Source organism: Streptomyces sp. WM6378 (assembly GCF_001279695.1).
GTDB lineage: Bacteria > Actinomycetota > Actinomycetes > Streptomycetales > Streptomycetaceae > Streptomyces.
In genome coordinates this window covers 1-25,488 of sequence record NZ_LGDD01000331.1, presented here as the reverse complement: position 1 = coordinate 25,488, position 25,488 = coordinate 1, and the positions used below count along the sequence as shown (strand labels likewise).

Genomic DNA, 25,488 nt, shown 5'->3' with positions numbered 1-25,488 from the left:
CGTATCGGGCCCCATCCCTGCTAGGCCTGCGGCGGGCCCGAACCGTCTTCACCCGTACGGGACTTGGCGGCCCGGCGCAGTCGGTGGTGGCGGGCGGCGCCCTGCTCGGTGATCGCGTCGCCGACCATCGCCCGGACCGCGTCACCCAGACCGTGCAGGGCGCCGTGGCGGGAGGGTCCCGCGCCCGGGTCCTCGCGCAGCTCCTTCACCAGGGACCAGCACAGGCCCAGCATCACCAGGACGAAGGGGAGCGCGACGAGGATCGTCGCGGTCTGGAGGGACTTGAGGCCGCCCGCGACGAGCAGGACCGCCGCGACCGCCGCCATCAGGACGCCCCACATCACCACGAGCCACGTCGGCGGATGCAGCGAGCCCCGGCTGGTGAGCGAGCCCATCACGAGCGAGGCCGAGTCGGCGCTGGTGATGAAGTAGGTCATCACCAGGGCCATCGCGATGTACGAGGTGACCGTGCCGATCGGCAGCGCGTCCAGCATCGCGAAGAGCGAGGCCTCGGCGCCGTCCTTCACCGCCGCGGCGAGGTCGGCCGTGCCGGTGGACGCGAGCCGGATCGCCGTGCCGCCCATGACGCAGAACCAGATGACCGTCGCCCCGCTGGGCACGAGCAGCACCCCGATGAGGAATTCGCGGATCGTCCGGCCGTGCGAGATCCGGGCGATGAAGGTGCCGACGAACGGCGCCCACGACAGCCACCAGGCCCAGTAGAAGACCGTCCACGCACCCAGCCACGCCCGGTCCGTGAAGGCGCCGGTGCGGCTGGCCATCGGGAGCAGGTCGTGCAGATAGCCGCCGATCGAGGCCGGGATGGTGTCCAGGATGTAGACGGTCGGGCCGAGCAGGAAGACGAAGACCATCAGCACCGCGGCGAGCACGATGTTGATGGTGGACAGCCACTTCACGCCCTTGTGCAGGCCCGAGAAGGCGGACAGCACGAAGGCCGCGGACAGGGAGGCGATGATGACGAGTTGGGTGGTTCGGGAGTTGTTCACCGCCGAGGTGATGTCCAGGCCTTCGGCGACCTGGAGCGCGCCCAGGCCGAGGCTCGTCGCGGTGCCGAAGACGGTCGCGAAGACGGCCAGCAGATCGATGCACCTGCCGGGCCCGCCGGCCGCCCGGCGCTCGCCGATGAGCGGCACGAACGCGGAGGACAGCCGGTTGCCCCGCTCCTTGCGGAACCCCGCGTAGGCCAGCGCGAGCCCCGCGATGCCGTAGATCGCCCAGGGGGTGAGCGTCCAGTGGAAGAAGGAGTACTCCAGGGCGGTGCGCGCGGCATCGCCCGTGCCGGGCTGGGCGCCGGTCGCCGGGGGCGGGCTCAGGAAATGGGTGAGCGGTTCGCCGACCCCGTAGAACATGAGGCCGATGCCCATCCCGGCACTGAACATCATCGCGATCCACGCGAGGTTGGTGAACTCCGGCTCGGAGTCGTCGGCGCCCAGTCTGATCCGCCCGTACCGGCTGATCGCGAGGACCACGCACAGCACCAGGAAGACGTCGGCGGCGACCACGAAGAGCCACGCGAAGTTGTTCAGGACCCACGCGAGCGCCGTCGAGGAGGCGCTGTCGAACGAGCTCTTGCCGAGCGCCGCCCAGCCGACCACGGCCACCACCGCGAGCACGCCGATGGTGATCAAGGATTGGTCGGGCGAGGGGCCGGGGGCTCCGGGAGAGCCGCCCGGCGGGGCGCCGGAGCCGGAATGATCGATCGAATCCATACTCATGTCGGCCCACTATGGTGGGGAATGTACGCATTTTGTGGGGTGGCGCGCCGTCCGTGGACCCTGGCAGCTATGGGCAGGCGCGCGCCGGGCGGATAGGGTCAGAAACGGCGCGACTGCCTGTTCGAAAGCAAGGGATGGCAAGTGACGGACGGCGCAGTTTTGGAGACCGCCCGCGTACTCGTGGCGGCGGACAAGTTCAAGGGCTCGCTCACGGCCGTACAGGTCGCGGAGCGGGTGACGGCCGGGCTGCGGCGGGTCGTCCCGGATCTGCGGGTGGAGACCCTGCCGGTCGCCGACGGCGGGGACGGCACGGTGGCCGCCGCGGTGGCGGCCGGATTCGAGCGCCGCGAGGCGCGGGTCACCGGCCCCGTCGGCACCCCGGTGACCGCCGCGTATGCGGTGCGCGACGGGGTGGCCGTGGTCGAGATGGCGGAGGCCTCCGGGCTCCAGCACCTTCCCGAGGGCGTCTTCGCGGCGCTCACCGCCACCACGTACGGCTCCGGCGAGCTGCTGCTCGCGGCCCTCGACGCGGGCGCGCGGACCATCGTGTTCGGTGTCGGCGGCAGCGCGACGACCGACGGCGGCGCGGGCATGCTGGCCGCGCTCGGTGCCCGCTTCCTGGACGCCGCGGGCGAGCCCGTCGGCCCCGGCGGCGGCGCCCTCGCCGGCCTCGCGACGGCCGACTTCTCGGGCCTTGACCCCCGCTTCAAGGACGTGGAACTCGTCCTCGCCAGCGACGTCGACAACCCGCTGACCGGCCCGAAGGGCGCCCCCGCGGTCTACGGCCCGCAGAAGGGCGCCTCGCCCGAGGACGTGGCGACCCTGGACGCGGCCCTGGCCCACTACGCCAAGGTCCTCGAAGGCGTGCTCGGCGCGAGGGCCGCCGAGGCCGCGCTCGCCCCGGGCGCCGGCGCGGCCGGCGGCATCGGCTACGGCGCGCTGGTCGCCCTTGACGCCGCGTTCCGCCCCGGCATCGAGGTCATGCTCGACGTGCTCGGCTTCGCGCCCGCCCTGGCCCGGGCCACCCTGGTGATCACCGGCGAGGGCTCGCTCGACGAGCAGACCCTGCACGGCAAAGCCCCGGCGGGCGTCGCCGCGGCGGCGCGTGCGGCCGGCATCGAGGTCGTCGCGGTGTGCGGCCGCCTCCTGCTCCAGCCGGGACAGCTCGGCGAGGCGGGCATCCGCCGCGCCTACCCGCTGACCGAGCTGGAGCCGGACCCGGCCCAGTGCATCGCCAACGCGGGCCCGCTCCTGGAGCGCGTCGCCCAGAACATCGCGGGCGACTTCCTGCTGTAAGAGCCCGTAACCGGAGCGGCCCCTCTCGCGACTCGCGAGGGGGGCCGCTCTGTCGTTCCCTGAACCCATGCGCCCATGCGCGTGCACGCTTCCATCCCATGTGAGACACTGATGTCTCATTCGATACTGGAGTGTTTCATGACGCCGCCCCTCGACCCTCGGCGCTGGGTCGTCCTCGCGATCCTTTCCGGCAGCCTGCTGCTGATCGCGATGGACACCACCATCCTCAACGTCGCCTTCCCCTCGCTGGTCAGCGACCTGCAGCCCAGCTCCGTACAGCAGCTGTGGATCATCGACGTCTACGCGCTCGCGCTCTCCGGGCTGCTCGTGACGGCCGGAGCGCTCGGCGACCGCTGGGGGCGCAAGCGGCTGCTGCTCGCCGGCTTCGCGATCTTCGCGCTCGCCTCGCTGATGGCGGTCTTCGCGACCGAGGCCTGGCAGGTCATCGCCGCCCGGGCGCTGCTCGGCGTGGGCGGCGCGGCGATCATGCCGTCGACCCTGTCGATCCTGCGCGACGTCTTCACCGACGCCCGCGAACGCGCCCTCGCCTACGCCGTGTGGGCCGCCGTCTTCGGTGGCGGCATGGCGCTCGGCCCGGTGGTCGGCGGGCTGCTCGTGGAGCAGAACGGCTGGCAGTCCGCGTTCCTGATCAACATCCCGGTCGCCCTGGTGATCATCGCCTTCGGCGCCTGGATGCTGCCCGAGTCCCGGCAGCCGCGCGAGGGCCGCTGGGACTGGTGGGGCGTGGGCCAGTCCATCGTCGGCATGCTCGCCCTGGCCGGCGGCATCAAGCAGCTCGGCAAGGGCGGTCCCACCGACCCGGTCGCGTGGACGCTGCTCGTGGTCGCCGCCGTCGCGCTGACGATCTTCGTCCGTCGTCAGCTGCGACTGGCCCACCCGCTGCTCCACGTGAGGCTGTTCACCAACCGCTCGTTCAGCATCGCCGCCGCCGCGATCTTCCTCGGGATGATCGCACTCGGCTCGGCGCTGTTCCTGGTCACCCAGTGGTTCCAGTACGGACAGGGCTACAGCCCGCTGGAGGCCGGCATCCGGCTGCTTCCGGCGCCGCTCGGCCTGGTCGTCACCTCGCTGGTGACCCCGGTCCTGATGCACCGGCTGCCGATCCGGCACGTCATCGGCGGCGGGCTGCTCCTGATGACCGCGGGCCTCGCGCTGCCGTGGCTGTTCCAGCAGTCCGGGCCGCTGGCCTACCCCGGGGTCGCCGTGGCGCTCGGCGTGCTCGGCTGCGGCGTCGGCATCGCCACCACGGCCGCGTCGGTGACGTTGATGGCCTCCACCCCGAAGGAGCACGTCAGCGGGGCGGCCGCCGTCGAGGAGACCTGCTACGAGCTGGGCGCGGCCATGGGCGTCGCCATCCTCGGCAGCGTCGCGGCGGCCCTGTACCGGACGCATCTGCCGGAGCTCGCCCTGGACGGGGCCGCCACCGCGTCCGTACGCGACTCGGTCGGCGAGGCGGCCCATGTGGCTGCGGAGATCGGCGGCCCGGCCGGGGCGCTGCTCCTGGAGAAGGCGTCCGCCGCCTTCACCTCCGGCATGACCCCGACGTTCCTCCTCGCCGCGGCCCTGCCGCTGGCCGCCGCGGTGCTCGCCTGGGCGAAGATCCCGGGCGACCTCCGCCCGACGGAGAACGCGCACTGACCCCACGTCCGCCCCAGCCCCCCTGAGGGGCTGCGCCCCTCCGACCCCCGCAGGGGGGGGCTCCGCCCCCTGCACCCCCCTGTCGCGCCTGAACGGCGCTCGTCCTCAATCGCCGGACAGGCTGAGGATGCCGGTGCGGGCCCGCACCAAGGCCTTTAGGGGCGCGAGAAGCGACCGCGGTCCGCAGCCGAGGGGGTCGGGGGTGCGAGCCACCATCGGGTGCCCGCCTCACGGTCCGGGCGGGACGGCATACGAAAAGGGGCCCCGGGTTCAAGAACCCGGGGCCCCTTTCAGCACCGTGAGGAACTACGGCAGCTGGGCCGCACGCGCCTCGCGGCGGTTGTCGCGGAAGGTGTTCACCCGGCGGGCCGTCGCGAAGAGGGGGATCGTGGCGGCCAGGACGATCTGCAGCGCGCAGCCGGTCTGGAGCAGCAGCTGACCGCCCGGAGCATCGAACGCCCAGGCCGCGAGCAGCCCCATCGCACCGATGATCCAGCTGAGCATCGCCACCGCGAGGATGCCCCGCGGCTTCGGGTACTCGACCCGGCTCACCATCAGCCAGGCGACTCCGATGACGGCGAGCAGCGTCGGGATGAACGGCAGTTCAAGCAGGACGATCGAGACGACCGTGAGGGCGCCGAAGGGGCTCGGCATGCCCTGGAACATGCCGTCCTTCATCGTCACGCACGAGAAGCGCGCGAGTCTCAGCACCACGGCGAGCAGCACCGTGATCGCGGCCACCGCGGCGACCCGCTGGTGGGCGTCGTCCGCGACCATTCCGTACACGAGCACGAAGTAGGCCGGGGCGAGCCCGAAGCTGATCAGGTCCGACAGGTTGTCCAGCTCGGCGCCCATCGGGGAGCTGCGCAGCTTGCGGGCGACCAGACCGTCACAGAGGTCGAAGATCGCCGCGAGCAGCATCAGGATCACGGCGGTCGCGGCGGAGTGCCGCGCCATGCCCGTCTCCTGGCTGCCGGAGAGGTGCGGGATGAGGATGCCCGTGGTGGTGAAGTAAACCGCCATGAATCCGCACGTGGCGTTACCGAGCGTGAGGGTGTCCGCTATCGACAGTCGCAGCGACAGCGGCATTTCCTCGACGTCGTCCTCGGACTCCGCCTCGGGGACCCAGCCGGCCTGCGTCTCGGGATCAATCACGGTCAATTCGAGTCACCCCCGCCGTGGTCGCCTGCCCGACCTCGACCGCGACCTCGACACCCTCGGGGAGGTAGATGTCGACCCGCGAGCCGAAGCGGATCAGGCCGATGCGCTCGCCCTGCTCCACCTTGGTGCCCTGGGGGACGTACGGCACGATGCGCCGCGCGACCGCGCCGGCGATCTGCACCATCTCGATGTCGCCGAGCTCGGTGTCGAAGTGCCAGACGACGCGCTCGTTGTTCTCGCTCTCCTTGTTGAACGCCGGGACGAAGCCACCGGGGATGTGCTCCACCGAAGTCACCGTGCCCGCGAGGGGCGCGCGGTTGACGTGGACGTTCAACGGGCTCATGAAGATCGCGACGCGGGTACGTCCGTCCTTCCACGGCATGATGCTCTGCACCACACCGTCGGCGGGGGAGATGACCCGCCCCTGCGTGATCTCACGCTCGGGGTCGCGGAAGAACCACAGCATGCCCGCCGCGAGGGCGGTGGTGGGCACGGCCACGATCGCTGCGCCCTTGGAGCGGCGCGAGCGGGCCAGGCTGATAGCTGCGGTGGCGACGGTCGGCAGAAGCCACGGCGATGCTCCGCGAGCAAGGCGTCCCTTGAGGAAGCCGTCGCGTGGTGCAGAGGTTTGGCTGTGGGGCATGGATGACCTTCGTAGCGGATGATGCCGCGCTGGCAACGGGGGACGGCGGCAGGTTTACCGGCGATGGTATCGGTTGCGAGCCGCAACTGGGCAAGCCAGAAGCCGAGTCGGAGGCCGGAAGACGATGACAGGGTGTGATGTTCTTCGCGGCCATACCGACTCAAAAGCGACAATCAACCCTGGAACCGGTACTCCTCAAGAAGTCGGCGGCCGATGATCATTTTCTGGATCTCGGCGGTACCTTCACCGATGAGCAGCATCGGCGCCTCGCGGTACAGGCGCTCGATCTCGTACTCCTTGGAGAAGCCGTAGCCGCCGTGGATGCGGAAGGCGTCTTCCACCACCTCCTTGCAGTACTCGGAGGCGAGGTACTTCGCCATCCCTGCTTCGAGGTCGTTTCGTTCCCCGGAGTCCTTTTTGCGTGCTGCGTTCACCATCATCGCATGGGCGGCTTCGACCTTGGTAGCCATCTCGGCGAGCTTGAACTGAATCGCCTGGTGCTGGGCGATCGGCTTGCCGAAAGTGTGCCTTTGCTGGGCATACGAGACACCCAGCTCAAATGCACGCTGCGCGACTCCGCAGCCACGGGCCGCGACATTGACGCGGCCGACCTCGACGCCGTCCATCATTTGGTAAAACCCTCGGCCGGTGACCCCGCCGAGCACGCGATTGGCCGGAATGCGCAGTCCGTCCATGACCAGTTCGGTGGTGTCGACGCCCTTGTAGCCCATCTTGTCGATCTTGCCGGGGATGGTCAGGCCGGGGCGGACCTCGCCGAAGCCCGGCTCCTTCTCCACCAGGAAGGTCGTCATCGACTTGTGGGGGGCCGTGCCCTCGGGGTGTCCTTCGTCACTCCGGCACAGAACGGCCACCAGCGATGACGTTCCGCCATTGGTCAGCCACATCTTCTGACCGTTCAGGACGTACTCGTCGCCGTCCTTGACGCCCTTCGACGTGATCGCCGACACATCCGAACCGAGCGCCGGCTCCGACATCGAGAACGCGCCGCGCACCTCGCCCAGCGCCATCCGCGGCAGGAAGGTGTCCTTCTGCTCCTGGGTGCCGTGCTGCTTGAGCATGTACGCGACGATGAAGTGCGTGTTGATGATGCCGGACACCGACATCCAGCCACGCGCTATCTCCTCCACGCACAGCGCGTAGGTGAGCAGCGACTCCCCGAGGCCGCCGTACTCCTCGGGAATCATCAGGCCGAACAGGCCCAACTCCTTGAGCCCCTCGACGATCTGCGTCGGGTACTCGTCCTTGTGCTCCAGCTGGGTCGCGACCGGAATGATCTCCTTGTCGACGAAGTCCCGCACGGTGGCCAGGATTTCCTGCTGGACGTCGGTCAGACCGGCGGTCTGCGCGAGACGGGCCATGGCTACTTCTCCGTCTTCTTGGCGGGCTCGACGAGCTCCGGGCGGCCGGGCTGCTCCCCGCCGCGCTCCTTGATGTACGTCTCGGTCGGCACCATCACCTTGCGGCGGAAGACGCAGACCAGAGTGCCGTCCTGCTTGTAGCCCTTGGTCTCGACGTAGACGATCCCGCGGTCGTTCTTCGACTTCGACGGGGTCTTGTCGAGGACCGTCGTCTCGCCGTAGATCGTGTCGCCGTGGAAGGTCGGCGCCACGTGCCTCAGCGACTCGATCTCCAGGTTGGCGATCGCCTTGCCCGAGACGTCCGGCACGCTCATGCCGAGCAGCAGCGAGTAGATGTAGTTGCCCACGACGACGTTCTTGCCGAAGTCGGTCGTGTTCTCGGCGTAGTTGGCGTCCATGTGGAGCGGGTGGTGGTTCATGGTGAGCAGACAGAAGAGGTGGTCGTCGTACTCGGTGACCGTCTTTCCGGGCCAGTGCTTGTAGACGGCGCCGATCTCGAACTCTTCGTAGGTGCGGCCGAACTGCATGATGTCTTACGCCTCCGGGGCTTCGAACGTCGTCGTGCGCTTCATGCCGGCGGCCCGGCCCTTGCCGGAGATGACGAGCGCCATCTTGCGGCTGGCCTCGTCGATCATCTCGTCGCCGAGCATCGCCGAGCCCTTCTTGCCGCCCGCCTCCGAGGTGCACCACTCATAGGCGTCGAGGATCATCTCGGCGTGGTCGAAGTCCTCCTGCGACGGCGAGAAGATCTCGTTCGACGCCTCGACCTGGCCCGGGTGCAGCACCCACTTGCCGTCGAAACCGAGGGCGGCGGCACGCTGCGCGACCTCGCGGTAGCCGTCCACGTTGCGGATCTGGAGGTAGGGGCCGTCGATCGCCTGGAGGTTGTTGGCGCGCGCGGCCATCAGGATCTTCATGAGGATGTAGTGGTACGCGTCCGCGCCGTAGCCGGGCGGCTGCTCGCCCACGACCAGCGACTTCATGTTGATGGAGGCCATGAAGTCGGCCGGGCCGAAGATGATCGTCTCGGTACGCGGCGAGGCCTCGGCGATCGCGTTGACGTTGTTCAGGCCGCGCGCGTTCTCGATCTGCGCCTCGATGCCGATCTTGCCGACCTCGAAGCCCATCGTCTTCTCGATCTGGGTGAGCAGCAGGTCCAGGGCCACGACCTGGTCGGCGGTCTGCACCTTCGGCAGCATGATGCAGTCGAGGTTCTGGCCGGCGCCCTCGACGACGGTCACGACGTCGCGGTACGTCCACTCGGTCGTCCAGTCGTTCACGCGCACGACCCGCGTCTTGCCCGTCCAGTCGCCCTCGTTGAGGAACTTGACGATGGTGTGCCGCGCCTCGGGCTTGGCGAGCGGCGCGCAGGCGTCCTCCAGGTCGAGGAAGACCTGGTCGGCCGGGAGGCCCTGGGCCTTCTCCAGGAAGCGGGGGTTCGACCCGGGGACCGCGAGGCAGGAGCGGCGGGGACGGAGCCTGTTGACGGGGGTGGTGCTCATGCGGGGACCTCCAACGGGTCGAGCTTGTTCGCTTTCCGGATCTCGTCGACGATACGGCCGATGATCTCCGTGATACCGAAGTCCTTAGGGGTGAAAACGGCGGCGACGCCCGCCTTGCGCAACTCCTCGGCGTCCGCCGGGGGAATGATCCCGCCGGCGATCACCGGAATGTCGGCCGCGCCGGCCTCCCGCAGACGCACCAGGACGTCCGGGACGAGTTCGGCGTGCGAGCCGGACAGGATGGACAGGCCGACACAGTGCACGTCCTCGGCGAGGGCCGCGCTCACGATCTGCTCGGGGGTCAGCCGGATGCCCTGGTAGACCACCTCGAACCCGGCGTCGCGCGCTCGCACCGCGATCTGCTCGGCGCCGTTGGAGTGCCCGTCCAGGCCCGGCTTGCCGACCAGCAGGCGCAGCCGCCCGGAGCCCAGGTCCGAGGCCGTCCGCGCCACCTTCTCGCGGACCAGGGCGAGCGGCGTGCCCTCCTCGGCGGTGACCGCGACCGGGGCGGAGGAGACGCCCGTCGGCGCCCGGAACTCGCCGAACACCTCGCGCAGCGCCTCGGACCACTCCCCGGTGGTGACCCCGGAGCGCACGCACTCCAGGGTCGCCTCCATGAGGTTCCCGGTGCCCTGGGCGGCCTCCTTCAGCTTCTCCAGGGCCTTGCAGGGCCGCGGGTGGTTGAAGGGCGGCTGGTAGCGGGTGTCGCGCCAGTTCTTGAGGGAGGCGACGACGCGAGCCTCGACGGCCGGGTCGACCGTCATGATCGCGCCGTCCAGGTCCGCGGTGAGCGGACTCGGCTCGGTCGACTGGTAGCAGTTGACGCCGACGATCTTCTCGTCGCCGGCCTCGATACGGGCCCGGCGCTCGGCGTGCGAGGAGACGAGCTGGGACTTGAGGTAGCCCGACTCGACGGCGGCCAGCGCCCCGCCCATCTCCTGGATGCGGTCGATCTCGGCGAGGCACTGCTCGACCAGGGCGTCCACCTTGGCCTCGATGACGTGCGACCCGGCGAAGATGTCCTCGTACTCCAACAGGTCGCTCTCGTGCGCCAGGACCTGCTGGATGCGCAGCGACCACTGCTGGTCCCAGGGGCGCGGCAGCCCCAACGCCTCGTTCCAGGCCGGGAGTTGGACCGCGCGGGCGCGGGCGTCCTTCGACAGCGTCACGGCCAGCATTTCGAGCACGATGCGCTGGACGTTGTTCTCCGGCTGCGCCTCGGTCAGGCCGAGCGAATTGACCTGGACGCCGTAGCGGAAGCGGCGCTGCTTGGCGTCCTCGATCCCGTACCGCTCCCGCGTGATCTTGTCCCAGATGCGGCCGAAGGCGCGCATCTTGCACATCTCCTCGACGAAGCGGACGCCCGCGTTCACGAAGAAGGAGATGCGGGCCACGACATCGCCCTTGCGGTCCTCGGGGATCTGCCCCGACGCGAACACCGAGTCGAGCACGGCGATCGCGGTGGACATCGCGTACGCGATCTCCTGGACCGGGGTGGCTCCTGCCTCCTGCAGGTGGTAGCTGCAGATGTTGATCGGGTTCCACTTGGGGATGTTGTTCACGGTGTAACAGATCATGTCTGTCGTCAGCCGCAGCGAAGGGCCCGGCGGGAAGACGTGCGTCCCGCGCGAGAGGTACTCCTTCACGATGTCGTTCTGGGTGGTGCCCTGGAGCTTGGTGATGTCGGCGCCCTGCTCCTCGGCGACCACCTGGTACATGGAGAGCAGCCACATCGCCGTGGCGTTGATCGTCATCGAGGTGTTCATCTGCTCAAGCGGGATGTCCTGGAACAGCCGCCGCATGTCACCGAGATGGGACACCGGGACCCCGACCCGGCCGACCTCGCCGCGGGCGAGGATGTGGTCGGGGTCGTATCCGGTCTGCGTCGGAAGGTCGAACGCGACCGACAGACCCGTCTGACCCTTGGCCAGGTTGTTGCGGTAGAGCTCGTTGGACGCCTCGGCGGTCGAGTGACCGGCGTACGTCCGCATGAGCCACGGCCGATCCTTCTGACGCTCTGTCATGAAACTTCCCGGCCTCAGATGTTGCGGAAGCGGTTGATGGCGTCGATGTGCTTCTCGCGCAGCTCGGGGTCGCTGACGCCGAGGCCCTCGCGGGGGGCGAGCGCGAGCACGCCGACCTTGCCCTGGTGGAGGTTGCGGTGCACGTCGTAGGCAGCCTGCCCGGTGTCCTCCAGGGAGTACACCTTGGAGAGCGTCGGGTGGATCTTGCCCTTGGCCACCAGGCGGTTGGCCTCCCACGCCTCGCGGTAGTTGGCGAAGTGCGAGCCGATGATGCGCTTCAGGGACATCCACAGGTAGCGGTTGTCGTACTCGTGCATGTAGCCCGAGGTGGAGGCGCAGGTGGTGATGGTGCCGCCCTTGCGGGTGACGTAGACGCTCGCGCCGAAGGTCTCGCGGCCGGGGTGCTCGAAGACGATGTCGATGTCCTCGCCGCCGGTGAACTCGCGGATGCGCTTGCCGAAGCGCTTCCACTCCTTGGGGTCCTGGGTCCGCTCGTCCTTCCAGAACTTGTAGCCCTCGGCGTTGCGGTCGATGATCGCCTCGGCGCCCATGGAGCGGCAGATGTCCGCCTTCTGCGGCGAGGACACCACGCAGATCGGGTTGGCGCCGCCCGCGAGCGCGAACTGCGTGGCGTAGGAGCCGAGTCCGCCGCTGGCGCCCCAGATCAGGACGTTGTCGCCCTGCTTCATGCCGGCGCCGTTGCGGGAGACCAGCTGGCGGTACGCGGTCGAGTTGACCAGACCGGGAGCGGCGGCCTCCTCCCAGCTCAAGTGCCGTGGCTTGGGCATGAGTTGGTTGGACTTGACGAGCGCGATCTCGGCGAGGCCGCCGAAGTTCGTCTCGAAGCCCCAGATGCGCTGCTCGGGGTCGAGCATCGTGTCGTTGTGGCCGTCGGAGCTCTCCAGCTCGACGGAGAGGCAGTGCGCCACGACCTCGTCGCCGGGGTGCCAGGCGTTCACGCCGGGCCCGGTGCGCAGCACGACGCCCGCGAGGTCGGAGCCGATGATGTGGTGCGGCAGGTCATGGCGCTTGGTGAGCTCGCTGAGACGGCCGTAGCGCTCCAGGAACCCGAAGGTGGACACCGGCTCGAAGATCGAGGTCCACACGGAGTTGTAGTTGACCGAGGAGGCCATGACGGCCACCAGGGCCTCGCCCGGGCCGAGTTCGGGGATCGGCACCTCGTCGAGGTGCAGGGACTTGCGGGGGTCCTTGTCGCGGGAGCTGAGCCCGGCGAACATCTCCGTCTCGTCCTTGTGCACGGTGATCGCGCGGTACGACTCGGGGAGCGGCAGAGCGGCGAAGTCGGCGGAGGTGGACTCCGACGACTGGATCGCGTCCAGGATTTCCTTCACGGTGTTGCCTCCGGCGAAGCGCCCGACGGGGGGCGTTGAGGGTCTTCGGGGGTGGTGCTGTGGAGGTGTGCCGTCGGTTCGGCGGGGTGGTTCAAGTGCGGCAGCGCCTGGTGGGCGCGGGAGGGTTGCCTGTGACGCAGGCGTCCGGGCGCACTCGCCAGTGGCGGCTTGTGGGGACAGCCGGCGTACGAGGTTGCTCTGCACGCCGGCCGCCCGGACAACATCAACGTATGGCACCCGGTGCCAAGTGACAAGACACTGCGTGCCAAGAGTTTCTCTCAATTGCGGATTGACCTGCGCAGATGAGCGATGATCGATCGTTGCAGGTCAGCGCATGCGCCGGTGGCCGCATCCCTGAGTGAGGGATGCGGCCACCGGGGCGGTACGGGTGACGACTACTTGTTCTTGAGGGCCTGCTTGATGGTCTGCATGATCTCGTCGAGCGGCGCGTCCGTGCGGGCCACCGCGACCAGGACCTCGTCGCTGGTCGACACGGAGGCCGCGGCAGGCTTCGGCTTGGCCGTGCGGCCCGCTCCTATGCCGGAGCCGAAGGTCTCCCGCACGATCGCGAAGGCGTGGTCGAGCTGGGTCTCCACGTCGCCCTGGCCGCCGGCCCGCAGCCAGCGGCGCAGTACGTGGTTGTGCGCGGTGACGACCGCCGACGCCGCGACCTCGGCGAGCAGCGGGTCGTCGTTCCCCGGCTGGTGGTCGTGCTCGTCGAAGTGGCCGAGCAGATAGCGGGTGAAGAGGCGCTCGTAGCGGGCGACCGAGGCGATCTCGGCCTCGCGCAGGGTCGGCACCTCGCGGGTCAGCTTGTAACGGGCCACGGACACCGTGGGGGAGCCCGCGTACATCTTCATGACCTCTTTGATGCCCCGGCACACCGTGTCGAGCGGGTGCTCGTGCGGGGGTGCGGCGTTGAGGACCGCCTCGGCCCGTACCAGGGTGTCGTCGTGGTCCGGGAAGATCGCCTCTTCCTTGGAGCGGAAGTGGCGGAAGAAGGTGCGCCGGGCCACCCCGGCCCGGGCCGCGATCTCGTCGACGGTGGTGGCCTCGTACCCCTTCGCGGAGAACAGGTCCATCGCCGCGGCCGCCAGCTCCCGGCGCATCTTGAGCCGCTGGGCGGCCGCCCGGCTGCCCGCGGCGCTTTCCGGGGCGTCGGGCACGGCGTTCGTACGGGAGGACCTGGCTGGCTGGGGCATGGAGCGAACGTACTGCATATTTGCAGGAAGTCGCGCCCGCGGCGGCGAGCTGCCCGGAGGTTGCAGCAGCCCGCCCCACCCTGCCCGCGGATCAGCGCCGGGCATACTCGCGGAATCCGCGGCCCGTCTTGCGGCCCAGGCAGCCGGCCGCGACGAGGTGTTCGAGCAGCGGCGCCGGGGCCAGGCCCGGGTCGCGGAACTCGGCGTGCAGCACCTTCTCGATGGCGAGCGAGACGTCCAGGCCCACCACGTCGAGCAGTTCGAACGGGCCCATCGGGTAGCCGCCGCCGAGCTTCATCGCGGCGTCGATGTCGTCCAGGGTCGCGTAGTGCTCCTGGACCATCTTGATCGCGTTGTTGAGGTACGGGAAGAGCAGCGCGTTGACGATGAACCCGGCGCGGTCGCCGCAGTCCACCGGGTGCTTGCGGATCTTCGCGGTGACCTCGCGGACGGTGGCGTGCACCTCGTCGGAGGTGAGCACCGTGCGGACCACCTCGACGAGCTTCATCGCGGGCGCCGGGTTGAAGAAGTGCATGCCGATGACGTCCTGCGGGCGCGAGGTGGCCCGGGCGCAGGCGACGACGGGCAGCGAGGACGTGGTGGTGGCGAGCACCGCGCCCGGCTTGCAGATCTTGTCCAGGGTCGCGAAGAGCTGCTGCTTGACCTCCAGGTCCTCGGCGACCGCCTCGACCGCGAGGTCGACCTCGGCGAAGGCCTCCAGAGCCCCGGCGGCCGTGATGCGGTTCAGGGTCTCCTCGCGGGCCTCGGCGGTGAGCCGGCCCTTGTCGACGGAGCGCGAAAGCGACTTGCCGATACGGGACTTGGCGGTCTCCGCCTTCTCCAGGCTGCGGGCCGCGAGCACGACGTGGTACCCGGCCTTGGCGAAGACCTCCGCGATGCCGGACGCCATGGTGCCCGAGCCGGCCACGCCGACCGAGCGGATCTCGCGGCCGCCGCCGGAGCCCGCGATGGAGTCCGGGGTCTGGGCGTCGGCCACCACGACCGAGCTGCCCTCGCCCTCGTACGTGTAGAAGCCGCGGCCCTTCTTGCGGCCGGTCAGACCGGCCTCGGTGAGCTGGCCGAGGATGGGGGCGGGCGCGTGGAGGCGGTCCTGGGATGAGGCGTACATCGCCTCCAGGACGGTGCGGGCGGTGTCGATGCCGATCAGGTCGAGCAGTTCGAGCGGGCCCATCGGCAGGCCGCAGCCCAGCTTCATCGCGGCGTCGATGTCCTCGCGCGAGGCGTACTTCGACTCGTACATCGCGGCGGCCTGGTTGAGGTAGCCGAAGAGCAGGCCGTCGGCGACGAAGCCGGGCCGGTCGCCGACCGCGACGGGCTCCTTGCCGAGGTCGAGGGCGAGCGCGGTGACCGCGTCGACGGCCGGGGGAGCGGTGAGCACGGACGAGACGATCTCGACGAGCTTCATCGCGGGCGCCGGGTTGAAGAAGTGCAGGCCGAGCACGCGCTCGGGGTGCGCGGAGTCGGCGGCGAGGCGGGTCACCGAGAGCGCGTTGGTGCCGGTCGCCAGGATCGCGGTGGGCGCGACGATGGAGTCGAGCGCGTGGAAGACCTGGCTCTTGAGCTCGTACGACTCGGGCACGACCTCGATGACGAGCTCGGCCTCGGCCGCGGCCTGGAGGTCGGTGAAGGTACGGAACCGGGCGAGGACGTCGCTCCGCTCCTGCGGGGTGATCCGCTCGCGGGACACCGCGCGGGCCGTGGACGCTTCGAGCGAGGCCACGGCCTGGCGGCCGGCGCGCTCGCTGATGTCGATGCCGATGACCTCGCGGCCGGCGCGGGCCAGGACCTCGGCGATGCCGGTGCCCATCGTGCCGAGGCCGACCACGGCGACAGTGTTCAGGGGGATGTCCATCACGGGACTCCAGGGATGAGTGACGACTGAGAGAGGGCGCACGCGACCGGCATCAGGGGGCGCTCGAATACGCCAACGGGCGCACGGCGTGCGGGAGTTGTGTCGTGGTGCCAAGGGCCGACGGCCCTGTCCCGGGGCGCGTCGTACAGATCTGCCGAACCGACAAGCACTCGCGGTGGCTGCGTCACCAGGCCACCGGAGTCGGCGGGGGTTGCCCGCTCACTTGAGGTTAACCGGCGAGTAACGAGCGCGCCAGACCCCCGTCGGGTCGAACCGGTGTGATCTGGCTCGCGCCGGTTCCGCGGGGCGGGGTGTGGACACCGGGTGCCGGTCCGCGCCAAGGGGCTGCTCCGCGCCGGGGGGCAAACTGCCCGCGGCCGCCGGGATCCGATCATCCTTGGGGTGCCAACGGCCCTGCGGCCACTACCCTTTTGGGCATGGACGAGGAGTTCAGGTCGCTCACGGACCGGGTGCGGGCCGAGACCGGTGGTTCGGCGGCGTACGAGCGGCTGATCGCCTGCGTCGACCGCGACGAGCTCGCGGCGGTGCTCACCGAGCCCGAACGCCCGCTCTGGGCACGGGAGATCGCGGCGTTCCGGCTCGGCGTCGCGGGCGACCGCCGGGCCTTCGAAGCGCTGATCCTGCTGCTCAACCACCGCGACCCGGAACGCTGCGTGAGCGCCGCCTACGCGCTCGCCAGGCTCGGCGACCCGCGCACCGCGCGCGCGGCGGCGGCCCTGGCCACCAACGAACTGCGCACCGCCTACGCCCTGCACCCGGTCCGCCTGCTCACCGCCCTGCGCGCCCCCGAATCCGTACCGGCCCTGATCAAGACCCTGCGGCCGCTGCTGTCCCCGCACAGTCCGTACTGGAGGGTGGCCCAGGCCTGTATCGAGGGCCTGGGCGAGCTCGGCGACAAGCAGGCCGTCGACGTCCTGAACGAGGCCCTGGCCCACCCCCGCCTCGCCCGCTCGGCGGCCTGGGCGCTGCGCCGCATCCAGGCGGGCCGGCGCTGAGCGTCGGACCGCGTACGCCGTCGGATCCGGGTCAGAGCAGGGTCAGCTGGGTCGGCTCCGGGGCGGCCGGGATGCGGCGGGCCGCGCCGCGGTGCGCCGGGCCGATGCCGAACTCGGTGGCCAGCTCGTGCACCTGGCCGGTGATCCGGCGCTGGTACCACTTCGGCGCGTACGCACCCTCCGCGTACAGCCGCTCGTACCGCCGCACCAGCTGGGGATGGTGCTGCCCCAGCCACGCCATGAACCACTCGCGCGCACCCGGCCGCAGGTGGAGCACGAGAGGGGTCACCGAGGTGGCGCCCGAGGCGGCGATCGCGCGGACGGTGGCGCGCAGCTGGTCGGGGTGGTCGCCGAGGAACGGGATCACCGGGGCCATCAGGACTCCGCAGCCGATGCCGTGCTCGGTGAGCGTGCGGACGGCGTCGAGGCGGCGGTCCGGCGCGGGCGTGCCCGGCTCGACCGTGCGCCACAGCTCCTGGTCCAGGAAGCCGACCGAGACCGAGATGCCCACCTCGGTCACCTGGGCCGCCTCCTTGAGCAGCTCCAGGTCACGCAGGATGAGCGTGCCCTTGGTGAGGATGGAGAACGGGTTCGCGTGGTCGCGCAGGGCCTCGATGATGCCCGGCATCAGGCGGTAGCGGCCTTCCGCGCGCTGATAGCAGTCGACGTTGGTGCCCATCGCGATGTGCGCGCCCTGCCAGCGGCGCGAGGCGAGGTGGACCCGGAGCAGCTCCGGCGCGTTGACCTTCACCACGATCTGCGAGTCGAAACCCAGTCCGGTGTCCAGATCCAGATAGCTGTGCGTCTTGCGGGCGAAGCAGTACACGCATGCGTGCGAGCAGCCGCGATACGGGTTGACGGTCCACTCGAACGGCATCCGGGAGGCGCCCGGCACCCGGTTGACGATCGAGCGCGCCCGGATCTCGTGGAAGGTGATCCCGCGGAACTCGGGGGTGTCGAACGTCCGGGTCGTCACCGCGTCCGCGGCGAAGAGCGCGGCCGTACGGGCCGGGCCGGACGGGGCGTCGTCATCGGCGAGATTCTCCCAGCGCATGAACGCCTCCTTTGCTCCCGTGGGCCTTGTTCGGTCACTCCCACCCCTGAATAGAACACATGTTCCCTTCTTGATCGCAACCCGGATTGTGACGGCCGACCCCGAGGTGGTTGGCTTGGCCCACCCCCGAAACCCCGGAAACACAAGTGCTGGAGGAAGTGCCATGGCGCAGGTCGAGGCCGCGACGGAGCGGATCGTCGCGGCGGATCCGGAGACCGTGTTCGACACGCTGGCCGACTACAAGGACGGCCGCCCCAAGCTCCTGCCGGAGCACTTCAGCGAGTACCAGGTCCGCGAGGGCGGCGACGGCGAGGGCACCCTCGTCCACTGGAAGCTCCAGGCCACCAGCAAGCGCGTCCGCGACTGCCTCCTGGAGGTCACCGAGCCGACCGACGGACAGCTGGTCGAGAAGGACCGCAACTCCTCCATGGTCACCACCTGGACGGTCACGCCCGCGGGCGAGGGCCGCTCCAAGGTCGTCGTCAGCACCGTGTGGAACGGCGCCGGAGGCATCGGCGGATTCTTCGAAAGGACCTTCGCGCCCAAGGGACTTGGCCGCATCTACGACGCGATGCTCGCCAAGCTGGCCGAAGAAGTGGAGAAGTAGCTCGCGCGGGCCCTCCCCCGCGGTCACCGGTTCGGGTGGATTTCCGTTCCGGCCCGTAGTGCGCCGTAGGGGCTCCCGCCAGCGCTTAAGCCCCCGGCGTGCGCCTCCCGCTCCGCTCGTCTCGGTTGCCCCGGTTGTCGCGTAATGCGAGAAATGGTCGGCGCAAGCGCGACGAGGGGAGCAGTTTCGTGGGCGGGATCACTCTGGTGAAGGACGAGCGGGCCGCCGAGCCCGCTCCGGCCCCGGCGGCCCGGCCGGCCGACCAACTCCCGGTGCGGCAGGCGCCGTTGAGCCCCAGCCGAGTGCGGATGGTCTTCCTCGGGCTGATGCTCACCCTGCTGCTCGCGGCGCTCGACCAGATGATCGTCGCGACCGCGCTGCCGAAGATCGTCGGCGATCTGCACGGCCTCGACAAGGTCTCCTGGGCCGTCACCGCCTACCTCCTCGCCTCCACCATCGGGCTGCCGATCTACGGCAAGCTCGGCGACCAGTTCGGCCGCAAGCCCGTCTTCCAGTTCGCGATCGTCGTGTTCGTCGTCGGCTCGGCGCTCGCCGGCTGGTCGCGCACGATGGACGAGCTCATCGCCTTCCGCGCGGTCCAGGGCATCGGCGGCGGCGGGCTCATGATCGGCGTGCAGGCGATCATCGCGGACATCGTGCCGCCCCGGCAGCGCGGCCGGTTCATGGGCCTGATCGGTGCCGTCTTCGGACTCGCCTCGGTGGCCGGGCCCCTGCTCGGCGGATTCTTCACCGACCACGCCTCGTGGCGCTGGTGCTTCTACGTCAACGTGCCGTTCGGCCTGGTCACCCTGGCCGTCATCACCGTCGTGCTGAAGCTGCCCAGGCCCCGCGTCCGGCCCCGCCTCGACGTCCTCGGCATGCTGCTGCTCGCCACCGCCTCAACCTGCCTGGTTCTGCTGACCAGTTGGGGCGGCACGCGGTACGCGTGGGATTCGCGGCAGATCCTCGGGCTCGCCGCCGGCGCGGCCGGAACGACTCTGCTGTTCCTCGTGGTCGAGAACTTCGCGGCCGAACCGGTCATCCCCCTGCGGCTGTTCCGCGACTCGATCTTCAACGTCTCCGGGCTCGTCGGCGCGGTCATCGGCGTCGCCCTCTTCGGCGCCGCCAGCTATCTGCCGACGTTCCTGCAGATGGTCGACGGGGCCAGCGCCACCGAATCCGGACTCCTCGTCCTGCCCATGATGGGCGGCATCGTCGGCGCCTCGATCATCTCCGGCCAGCTCATCAGCCGCACCGGGCACTACAAGATCTACCCGATCCTCGGCGGCGCGGTCTCCGCCCTCGGCATGTGGCTGCTCTCCAAGCTCGGCACCGACACCGCGCGGCTCGACTACAGCATCTGGATGGCCGTGCTCGGCGCAGGCATCGGCCTGGTCATGCCCGTCCTCGTCCTCGCCGTGCAGAACGCCGTCGACCCCGCCGACCTCGGCACCGCCACCAGCGCCAACAACTACTTCCGGCAGATCGGCGGCAGCGTCGGCGCCGCCGTCTTCGGCACCCTGTTCACCAACCGCCTCGCCCACGCGCTCACCGAGCGGCTCCCGGCCGGAGCCCACCTGCCCGACCCCGAGTCGATCACCCCGCAACTGGTGCACGCCATGCCGCCCGCGCTGCGCGACGGCTACATCCGGGCGTACGCCGACGCCATGCCGCGGATCTTCCTGTACCTCGTGCCGGTGCTCGTGCTCGGCTTCGTCCTCGCCTTCTTCCTCAAGGAGAAACCGCTGGTGTCCCAGAACGCCCCCGCAGCCGAGACCGCGCCCCTGCCCCACGCCCGCACCGCCAACAACCCCGGCTTCCTCAGCGGCGTTCCGGTCACCGGCACCGTCCAGCACCACGACGGATCCACCGTGCCGCGCGCCGCCCTCACCCTCGTCGACGTACGGGGCCAGCAGGTCGGCCGCGGGGCCAGCGGCGCCGACGGGCGGTACGCGCTGAGCGTGCCGGGCGCCGGATCGTACGTCCTGATCGCGGCGGCCGGCGGGCACCAGCCGCAGGCCGTCGCCGTGACCGTGGGAGAGCGCCCCGTCGACCTCGACGTGGTGCTCGGCGGCGCGGGACGCCTCGCGGGCACCGTCGTCACCGCCGACGGCAGCCCCGTGCGGGACGCCGCCGTCACCCTCACCGACGTACGCGGCGAGGTCGTGGCCGCCACCCGGAGCGGGCGCGAAGGCGGCTATGTGATCACGGAGTTGGTGGCGGGGGAGTACACCCTGGCCGCCAGCGCACCCGCGTTCCGGCCCGCCGCGCTGCCGGTCAGCGTGCAGGCCTCGCGCGAGACCCGGCAGGACATCGAGTTGGCCGGCGGGGCCGTGCTGCGCGGCACCGTGCGGGCCGGCGGCGGGCGGCCCGTGGAGGATGCCCGGGTGACCCTCCTCGATGCCGCGGGCAATGTGGTGGACACCCTCACCACAGGCCCCGACGGCACCTTCCGCTTCGTCGACCTGTCCTCCGGCGAATACACGGTCATCGCGGCGGGCTATCCACCGGTGGCCACGGTCCTGCAGGTCGCGGGCGGCGGACGGACCGAAAGGGACCTCCAACTCGGCCACGAGGACTGACCTTTCTTCAATGAGGGGGCCGGTTTCGCGCGGGCGTGCGCCTATTCACGGGTTGCCTCCCGCGCGGCCCCGTGATGGCCGTACGGTGGTGCTACAGCCGCCGATTCTCGCGGCGGGGAAGGAGCCTCCCACCCATGGACAGTGGTACTCCGCCGAAGCTGCCGCAGCAGTTCGCCGTGGCCGGCCGGATCCCGCTTGCCGTGATCGTCGTGGACGGCGATGGCCTCGTGTCGCACTGGTCCTCCGGTGCGCGCAGGCTGTTCGGTCCCGGCAAGGAGGACGCGGTCGGCAGGCCCGCCGCCGATCTGCTCCCGGTTTCCGGCGCGCTGGAGCAGAGGTACGACGACTACGACGTGTTCGACGAGTTCGGCCCCGGGCTCGACGGCCCGCTGACCGGACGCACCTCCTACCCCACGGCGGGCCGGGCCGCGCTCAGCGAGCCCGGCCGGGACCGCACCGACGTGCTGTGGTGGGCCTACCCGCTCGTCGGCCCCGGGCCCGAGCGGCTCCTGGTGCTCGCCGCGGACGCGGCCCAGCTGCACCAGGAGGCCGATGACGACGGCGGCTCCGTCGAGCGGATAGCGCCCGGCTTCGCCCTGCACACCGACTTCCCCGGAGCCGACGAACTGGCCCGTCGGCTGCCCGAGATCCTGCCCAGCATGAGCGTCGGCGAGAGCTCCCGGATCGTCTCGCAGGTCCTCGAACTCGGTTATCCCGTCCTGGAGTTCAGCCAGCACGACCGAGTACCGGTGACGCCCGACTGGGGAGTGCCCCGGCGTGCCGAACACCGGCCCGCCCGGCGCCGCCACCCCATGGAACCCGTGTCGCGCACCCAGCCGCCCTCGCCCGAGTTCGCGGCCGACCTCGAATACGCGGCGGTGCGCGAGCGGCTCGAATTCCTCAACGACGTCAGCGGTCGCATCGGCTCCTCGCTCGACCTGTCCCGCACCATCCAGGAAGTCAGCGCCGCCGTCGTGCCGCGCTTCACCGATGTCGCGGGCACCTATCTGCGCGAGCAGGTCATCGCGGGCGAGGGCTTCCCCGACGGCCCGCCCGACGAGCGGACCCTGTGGCACCGGGTCGCCCTGGAGCACGTGGACGAACCGGGCCGCTGGGACGACGTGGTGCCGGTCGGCGAGTCCATGCCGTTCCCCGCGCACACCCCGTTCTTCCAGTGCATGACGTCCGGCGACCCCGTCCTGGTGCCGAGGATCAGCGAGCAGATGGGCACCGCCATCGCCTCGCAGTTCGAGAAGCGCGACATCCGGCCGCTCATCAACGGCCGTTCGATGCTGGTGGTCCCGCTCAAGGCGCGCAACGTGGTGCTCGGCTTCATGATCCTGCTGCGGCACGCCGAGCGGGCCGAGTTCAACGACATGGACCGCGTCACCGGCGCCGAACTGGCCGCGCGCGCCGGGCTCGTGCTCGACAACGCCCGCATGTACACCTACCAGGAGAGCGTCGCCGACACCCTCCAGGACTCGATGCTGCCGCAGGTCACCCCACGCATGGCGGGCTGCGACACGGCCACCCGCTATCTGCCCGGCACGCTGCTCGGCCGGGTCGGCGGCGACTGGTTCGACTCGATCAAACTGCCCGGCTCACGGACTGCCCTGGTGGTCGGCGACGTCATGGGCCACGGCCTCAACTCGGCCGCGATGATGGGCCAGTTGCGCACCGCGGTGCAGACCATGGCCGCGCTCGACCTGCCGCCCGACCAACTCCTGCGCAGTCTCGACGACCTGGCGCAGCGCCTGGGCGAGCACTACCTCGCGACCTGCCTGTACGCCGTGTACGACCCCATCAGGGGCGAGCTCCTCATGGCCAACGCGGGCCATGTGCCGCCGGTGATCGTACGGTCGGCGGACGGCCGCAGCGAGCTCCTCGAACTGCCCACCGGGGCCCCGATCGGCGTTGGCGGAGTGCCGTTCGAGACGGCCCGCATCCGGGTCGAGCCCGGCGACCGGCTCGTCATGTGCACCGACGGACTCGTCGAGGTGCGCGGCGAGGACATAGGCGTGGGCCTCGCCACGCTCTGCGAGTTCGCGGCGCACCCCGCGGCCTCCATGGACGACGCCTGCGACACGATCATCCGCGCCCTCAACACCCGCGGCGGCCGCAAGGACGACGTGGCCCTGCTCATGGCGCGGCTCAACGGCATCACCCGCGAGCACGTCGCCGAGTGGCGGCTCGACGCCGACCCGCGCGAGGTCGGCCGGGCCCGCCGCCTGGTCCGCGAACAGCTCGCGCTCTGGGACCTGTCGGACGTCGCGGAAACGGTCGAGCTGCTGGTCAGCGAGGTCGTCACCAACGGAATCCGGCACGCGCACGGCCGCCAGGTCGAGCTGCGCCTGGTGCGGGCCGAGGCCCTCCTGTGCGAGGTGGTCGACGACGACCACACCCTGCCGACACTCCTCAGCGCGGGCCCGCGCGACGAGGCGGGCCGTGGCCTGCGCGTGGTCAGCGCGCTCGCCCGCGAGTGGGGCACCAGCCGCACCGGCAACGGCAAGACCGTCTGGTTCGACGTGGCGCTGCCGCGCACGGGACGCCGCGCGCGCTGACCGGGCCGCTCCACCCCGACTCCCGCCCGTCGAACGGCAGGTGAAGGTATGTGCCGGGTTCTTGTCCGGTGCGTACCCCGCGCGGTAGACCGATCTTGACACTGTGCGTGCAGCCTGGGGAGTCGGTCATGAGCGTGACGAGTCGGTACAAGGACGCCTGGGAGGGGTTCTGGCGCGAGGCGCCGGACGAGCAGGGCGCGGTCTTCTGGGACGCGGAACCGGCCCTCACCGCCGCCCGCCACCTGGCCCACTTCGCCGCCCGCATCGACCGGCCCGACCTGCCCCTGGTGGACCTCGGCTGCGGCAACGGCACCCAGACCCGCTACCTCGCGGCCCGCTACCCGAAGGTGACCGGCGTCGACCTCTCGCTCGCCGCCGTCGAGCACGCCCGCAGTCAAGACACGGACGGCGAGGCCGAGTTCGAGCAGCTCGACGCCGCCGACACCAAGGCCGTCGACGAGCTCCACAGCCGCCTCGGCGACGCCAACGTGTACGTACGCGGCGTCCTGCACCAGTGCGAACCGGCCGACCGCCGGCCCGTCGCCGACGCCATCGCCACCCTGCTCGGCGCACAGGGCAGGGCCTTCGTGGTCGAGCTCGCCGAGGCCGCGAAACCGGTCCTGATGGGGCTCGCCCAGAGCCCGGCGGGACCGCCGCCCAAGCTCCGTCCGGTCTTCGCCCACGGCATCGCACCCGGCGAGCTCTCCGACGCCGCGCTCGTGGACCTGCTCACCGCGGCGGGCCTGACCGTGCTCGCCGAGGGCGAACTGCCGCTCACCACCACCGAGTACACCGCCGACGGCCGGCGCATCGAGCTGCCGTCCAGATGGCTGGTGGTCGGCCAGGCGGGGAGCGAGGGCCCGAAGGCGCCCTGATCTCCCGCGAATTCACCGGGACGCGGAGCAACGCAACACGCCCGGCCTCCCTCTTCTCGGACGAGCAACCCCCGAGAACACCCGGGAGCCCGGCCGGCTCCCGCCAGAAGGAGCACCGTGTTCCGCACCGCAGCCCGCGCCGTGGCAGTCGCCGGCCTGGCCCTCGCGCTCCTGGGGGCCGGGCCCGGAGTGGCCGGCGCGGACCCGGGCCCGCCCATGCCCGGCGCGGGCCCGGCCGGGCCGCACCTGACCCGCGACGGCCACACCCTGGCGAGCGCCCGGCCGACGGCCACACCGCGGGCCCCCGCGGCCATCGCCCGGTTCGTGGCCGGGCCCAGGAGCGGCAACCTGGGCAGGGCCGACTCCACACCCCGCGTGACCGTGCGTCCCGGCAGCCAGATCGTGGTGCTGCTCGCCGACCGCAGCCCGGACCCCGACGAGGACACCCTCACCGTCAGGTCCAGGGCGTTCGAGGCGCCGATGACCATCACCACCGAGGACGAAGAGGACGACCCCGGCTGCAAGTGCGACGACGGCGCCACGGTCTACTCGGGCCACACCGCCGTGCGCGGCGACCTCCCGGCGGGGACGTACCCGCTCACCGTCGTCAGCCACGGGGGCCACCACACGAGCACCGCGCGCCTCAGGGTGGGCGACAAATCCCTTGGACGGCACGGCAGTTGGCTGATCTCGGGAGGCGTCGCGCTGGCGCTGACCGGGCTCCTCGCACTCGTTCTGCGCCACCGCCTGCGGCACCGGCGCGGCTAGTCCCGTACGCCCCGAATGTCTCAGCGTGCGGTGTCGCTGAGGGTGAAGGTGGCGCCGTCGGGGTCTTTGAGGCGGACCCAGGTGCCGGTGGCGGAGATTCCGTCGGCGAGGAGGGTGGCGCCGTTGGCGCGGGCCTTCTCCGCGTGGCCGTGGGGGTCCTCGACGGCGAAGTGGGTGTGCCAGTGCGGGCGCAGGCTG

The 25,488-nt window shown here is 70.7% G+C and carries 20 protein-coding genes; 8 read left to right on the top strand and 12 right to left on the bottom strand.

Features of this window, described 5'->3' with window-relative positions; all coding sequences use genetic code 11:
• Positions 1-20: 20 nt before the first annotated feature.
• Complete coding sequence (locus tag ADK54_RS36650; RefSeq protein WP_053730145.1) at positions 21-1,736, bottom strand: BCCT family transporter; 1,716 nt, start codon at positions 1,734-1,736, stop codon at positions 21-23.
• 141 nt (positions 1,737-1,877) lie between these two features.
• On the opposite strand from ADK54_RS36650, the gene ADK54_RS36645 reads away from it, so the two are divergent.
• Both ADK54_RS36645 and ADK54_RS36640 read left to right on the top strand, forming a co-directional pair.
• Positions 1,878-3,032, top strand: coding sequence for a glycerate kinase (locus tag ADK54_RS36645; protein WP_078966907.1), 1,155 nt, complete (start codon positions 1,878-1,880; stop codon positions 3,030-3,032).
• A 138-nt stretch (positions 3,033-3,170) separates the two neighbouring features.
• Positions 3,171-4,691 (top strand): MFS transporter, encoded by a 1,521-nt coding sequence (locus ADK54_RS36640; RefSeq protein WP_053730143.1) that lies wholly within the window; start codon positions 3,171-3,173, stop codon positions 4,689-4,691.
• 306 nt (positions 4,692-4,997) lie between these two features.
• Here the strand turns inward: ADK54_RS36640 and pssA are convergent, their stop codons facing one another.
• The 9 genes from pssA to ADK54_RS36595 all read right to left on the bottom strand — a co-directional run bounded on the left by pssA (position 4,998) and on the right by ADK54_RS36595 (position 15,827).
• Positions 4,998-5,852 carry a CDP-diacylglycerol--serine O-phosphatidyltransferase gene (pssA, locus tag ADK54_RS36635; RefSeq protein WP_199827113.1) on the bottom strand — a complete coding sequence of 285 codons (855 nt, stop codon included), beginning with the start codon at positions 5,850-5,852 and terminating at the stop codon, positions 4,998-5,000.
• Positions 5,839-6,495: a phosphatidylserine decarboxylase gene (locus ADK54_RS36630; protein ID WP_053730141.1), complete on the bottom strand. Its 657-nt coding sequence runs from the start codon at positions 6,493-6,495 to the stop codon at positions 5,839-5,841. Before ADK54_RS36630 ends, pssA begins: the two co-directional genes overlap by 14 nt.
• A 173-nt stretch (positions 6,496-6,668) precedes the next feature.
• Positions 6,669-7,874 carry an acyl-CoA dehydrogenase family protein gene (locus ADK54_RS36625; protein WP_053730140.1) on the bottom strand — a complete coding sequence of 402 codons (1,206 nt, stop codon included), beginning with the start codon at positions 7,872-7,874 and terminating at the stop codon, positions 6,669-6,671.
• Between the two features lie 2 nt (positions 7,875-7,876).
• Positions 7,877-8,401, bottom strand: coding sequence for a MaoC family dehydratase (locus tag ADK54_RS36620; RefSeq protein ID WP_053730139.1), 525 nt, complete (start codon positions 8,399-8,401; stop codon positions 7,877-7,879).
• Positions 8,402-8,407: 6 nt separating this feature from the next.
• Positions 8,408-9,376 (bottom strand): HpcH/HpaI aldolase/citrate lyase family protein, encoded by a 969-nt coding sequence (locus ADK54_RS36615; protein ID WP_053730138.1) that lies wholly within the window; start codon positions 9,374-9,376, stop codon positions 8,408-8,410.
• Positions 9,373-11,400 (bottom strand): protein meaA, encoded by a 2,028-nt coding sequence (locus tag ADK54_RS36610; RefSeq protein WP_053730137.1) that lies wholly within the window; start codon positions 11,398-11,400, stop codon positions 9,373-9,375. The genes ADK54_RS36615 and ADK54_RS36610 overlap by 4 nt, the downstream gene beginning before the upstream one ends.
• 14 nt (positions 11,401-11,414) lie before the next feature.
• Positions 11,415-12,752, bottom strand: coding sequence for a crotonyl-CoA carboxylase/reductase (gene ccrA / locus ADK54_RS36605; protein ID WP_053730136.1), 1,338 nt, complete (start codon positions 12,750-12,752; stop codon positions 11,415-11,417).
• 395 nt (positions 12,753-13,147) lie between these two features.
• Complete coding sequence (locus ADK54_RS36600) at positions 13,148-13,954, bottom strand: TetR family transcriptional regulator (protein ID WP_053730135.1); 807 nt, start codon at positions 13,952-13,954, stop codon at positions 13,148-13,150.
• A 91-nt stretch (positions 13,955-14,045) separates the two neighbouring features.
• Complete coding sequence (locus ADK54_RS36595) at positions 14,046-15,827, bottom strand: 3-hydroxyacyl-CoA dehydrogenase family protein (protein ID WP_053730134.1); 1,782 nt, start codon at positions 15,825-15,827, stop codon at positions 14,046-14,048.
• 437 nt (positions 15,828-16,264) lie between these two features.
• Here ADK54_RS36595 and ADK54_RS36590 point away from each other — a divergent pair, with 437 nt between their 5' ends.
• Positions 16,265-16,843: an adenylosuccinate lyase gene (locus ADK54_RS36590; protein WP_053730133.1), complete on the top strand. Its 579-nt coding sequence runs from the start codon at positions 16,265-16,267 to the stop codon at positions 16,841-16,843.
• A 31-nt stretch (positions 16,844-16,874) separates the two neighbouring features.
• On the opposite strand, the gene ADK54_RS36585 is transcribed toward ADK54_RS36590, so the two are convergent.
• Complete coding sequence (locus tag ADK54_RS36585; RefSeq protein WP_053730132.1) at positions 16,875-17,897, bottom strand: Rv2578c family radical SAM protein; 1,023 nt, start codon at positions 17,895-17,897, stop codon at positions 16,875-16,877.
• Positions 17,898-18,060: 163 nt separating this feature from the next.
• Here ADK54_RS36585 and ADK54_RS36580 point away from each other — a divergent pair, with 163 nt between their 5' ends.
• The 5 genes from ADK54_RS36580 to ADK54_RS36560 all read left to right on the top strand — a co-directional run bounded on the left by ADK54_RS36580 (position 18,061) and on the right by ADK54_RS36560 (position 25,290).
• Complete coding sequence (locus ADK54_RS36580) at positions 18,061-18,504, top strand: SRPBCC family protein (RefSeq protein WP_053730131.1); 444 nt, start codon at positions 18,061-18,063, stop codon at positions 18,502-18,504.
• A 188-nt stretch (positions 18,505-18,692) separates the two neighbouring features.
• Positions 18,693-21,086, top strand: coding sequence for an MFS transporter (locus tag ADK54_RS36575; protein ID WP_053730130.1), 2,394 nt, complete (start codon positions 18,693-18,695; stop codon positions 21,084-21,086).
• Between the two features lie 134 nt (positions 21,087-21,220).
• Entirely contained in the window at positions 21,221-23,647 is a 2,427-nt protein-coding gene (locus tag ADK54_RS36570) for a SpoIIE family protein phosphatase (protein WP_053730129.1), read from the top strand.
• 128 nt (positions 23,648-23,775) lie between these two features.
• The gene (locus ADK54_RS36565; protein ID WP_053730128.1) at positions 23,776-24,522 is read left to right on the top strand and encodes a class I SAM-dependent methyltransferase; all 747 of its coding nucleotides are present in this window, start codon (positions 23,776-23,778) and stop codon (positions 24,520-24,522) included.
• A 117-nt stretch (positions 24,523-24,639) separates the two neighbouring features.
• A complete protein-coding gene (locus tag ADK54_RS36560; protein WP_053730127.1) occupies positions 24,640-25,290 on the top strand; it encodes a hypothetical protein in 651 nt (216 codons plus the stop codon).
• A 20-nt stretch (positions 25,291-25,310) separates the two neighbouring features.
• Here the strand turns inward: ADK54_RS36560 and ADK54_RS48990 are convergent, their stop codons facing one another.
• Positions 25,311-25,484 (bottom strand): VOC family protein, encoded by a 174-nt coding sequence (locus tag ADK54_RS48990; RefSeq protein WP_420717465.1) that lies wholly within the window; start codon positions 25,482-25,484, stop codon positions 25,311-25,313.
• Between the last annotated feature and the right edge of the window lie 4 nt (positions 25,485-25,488).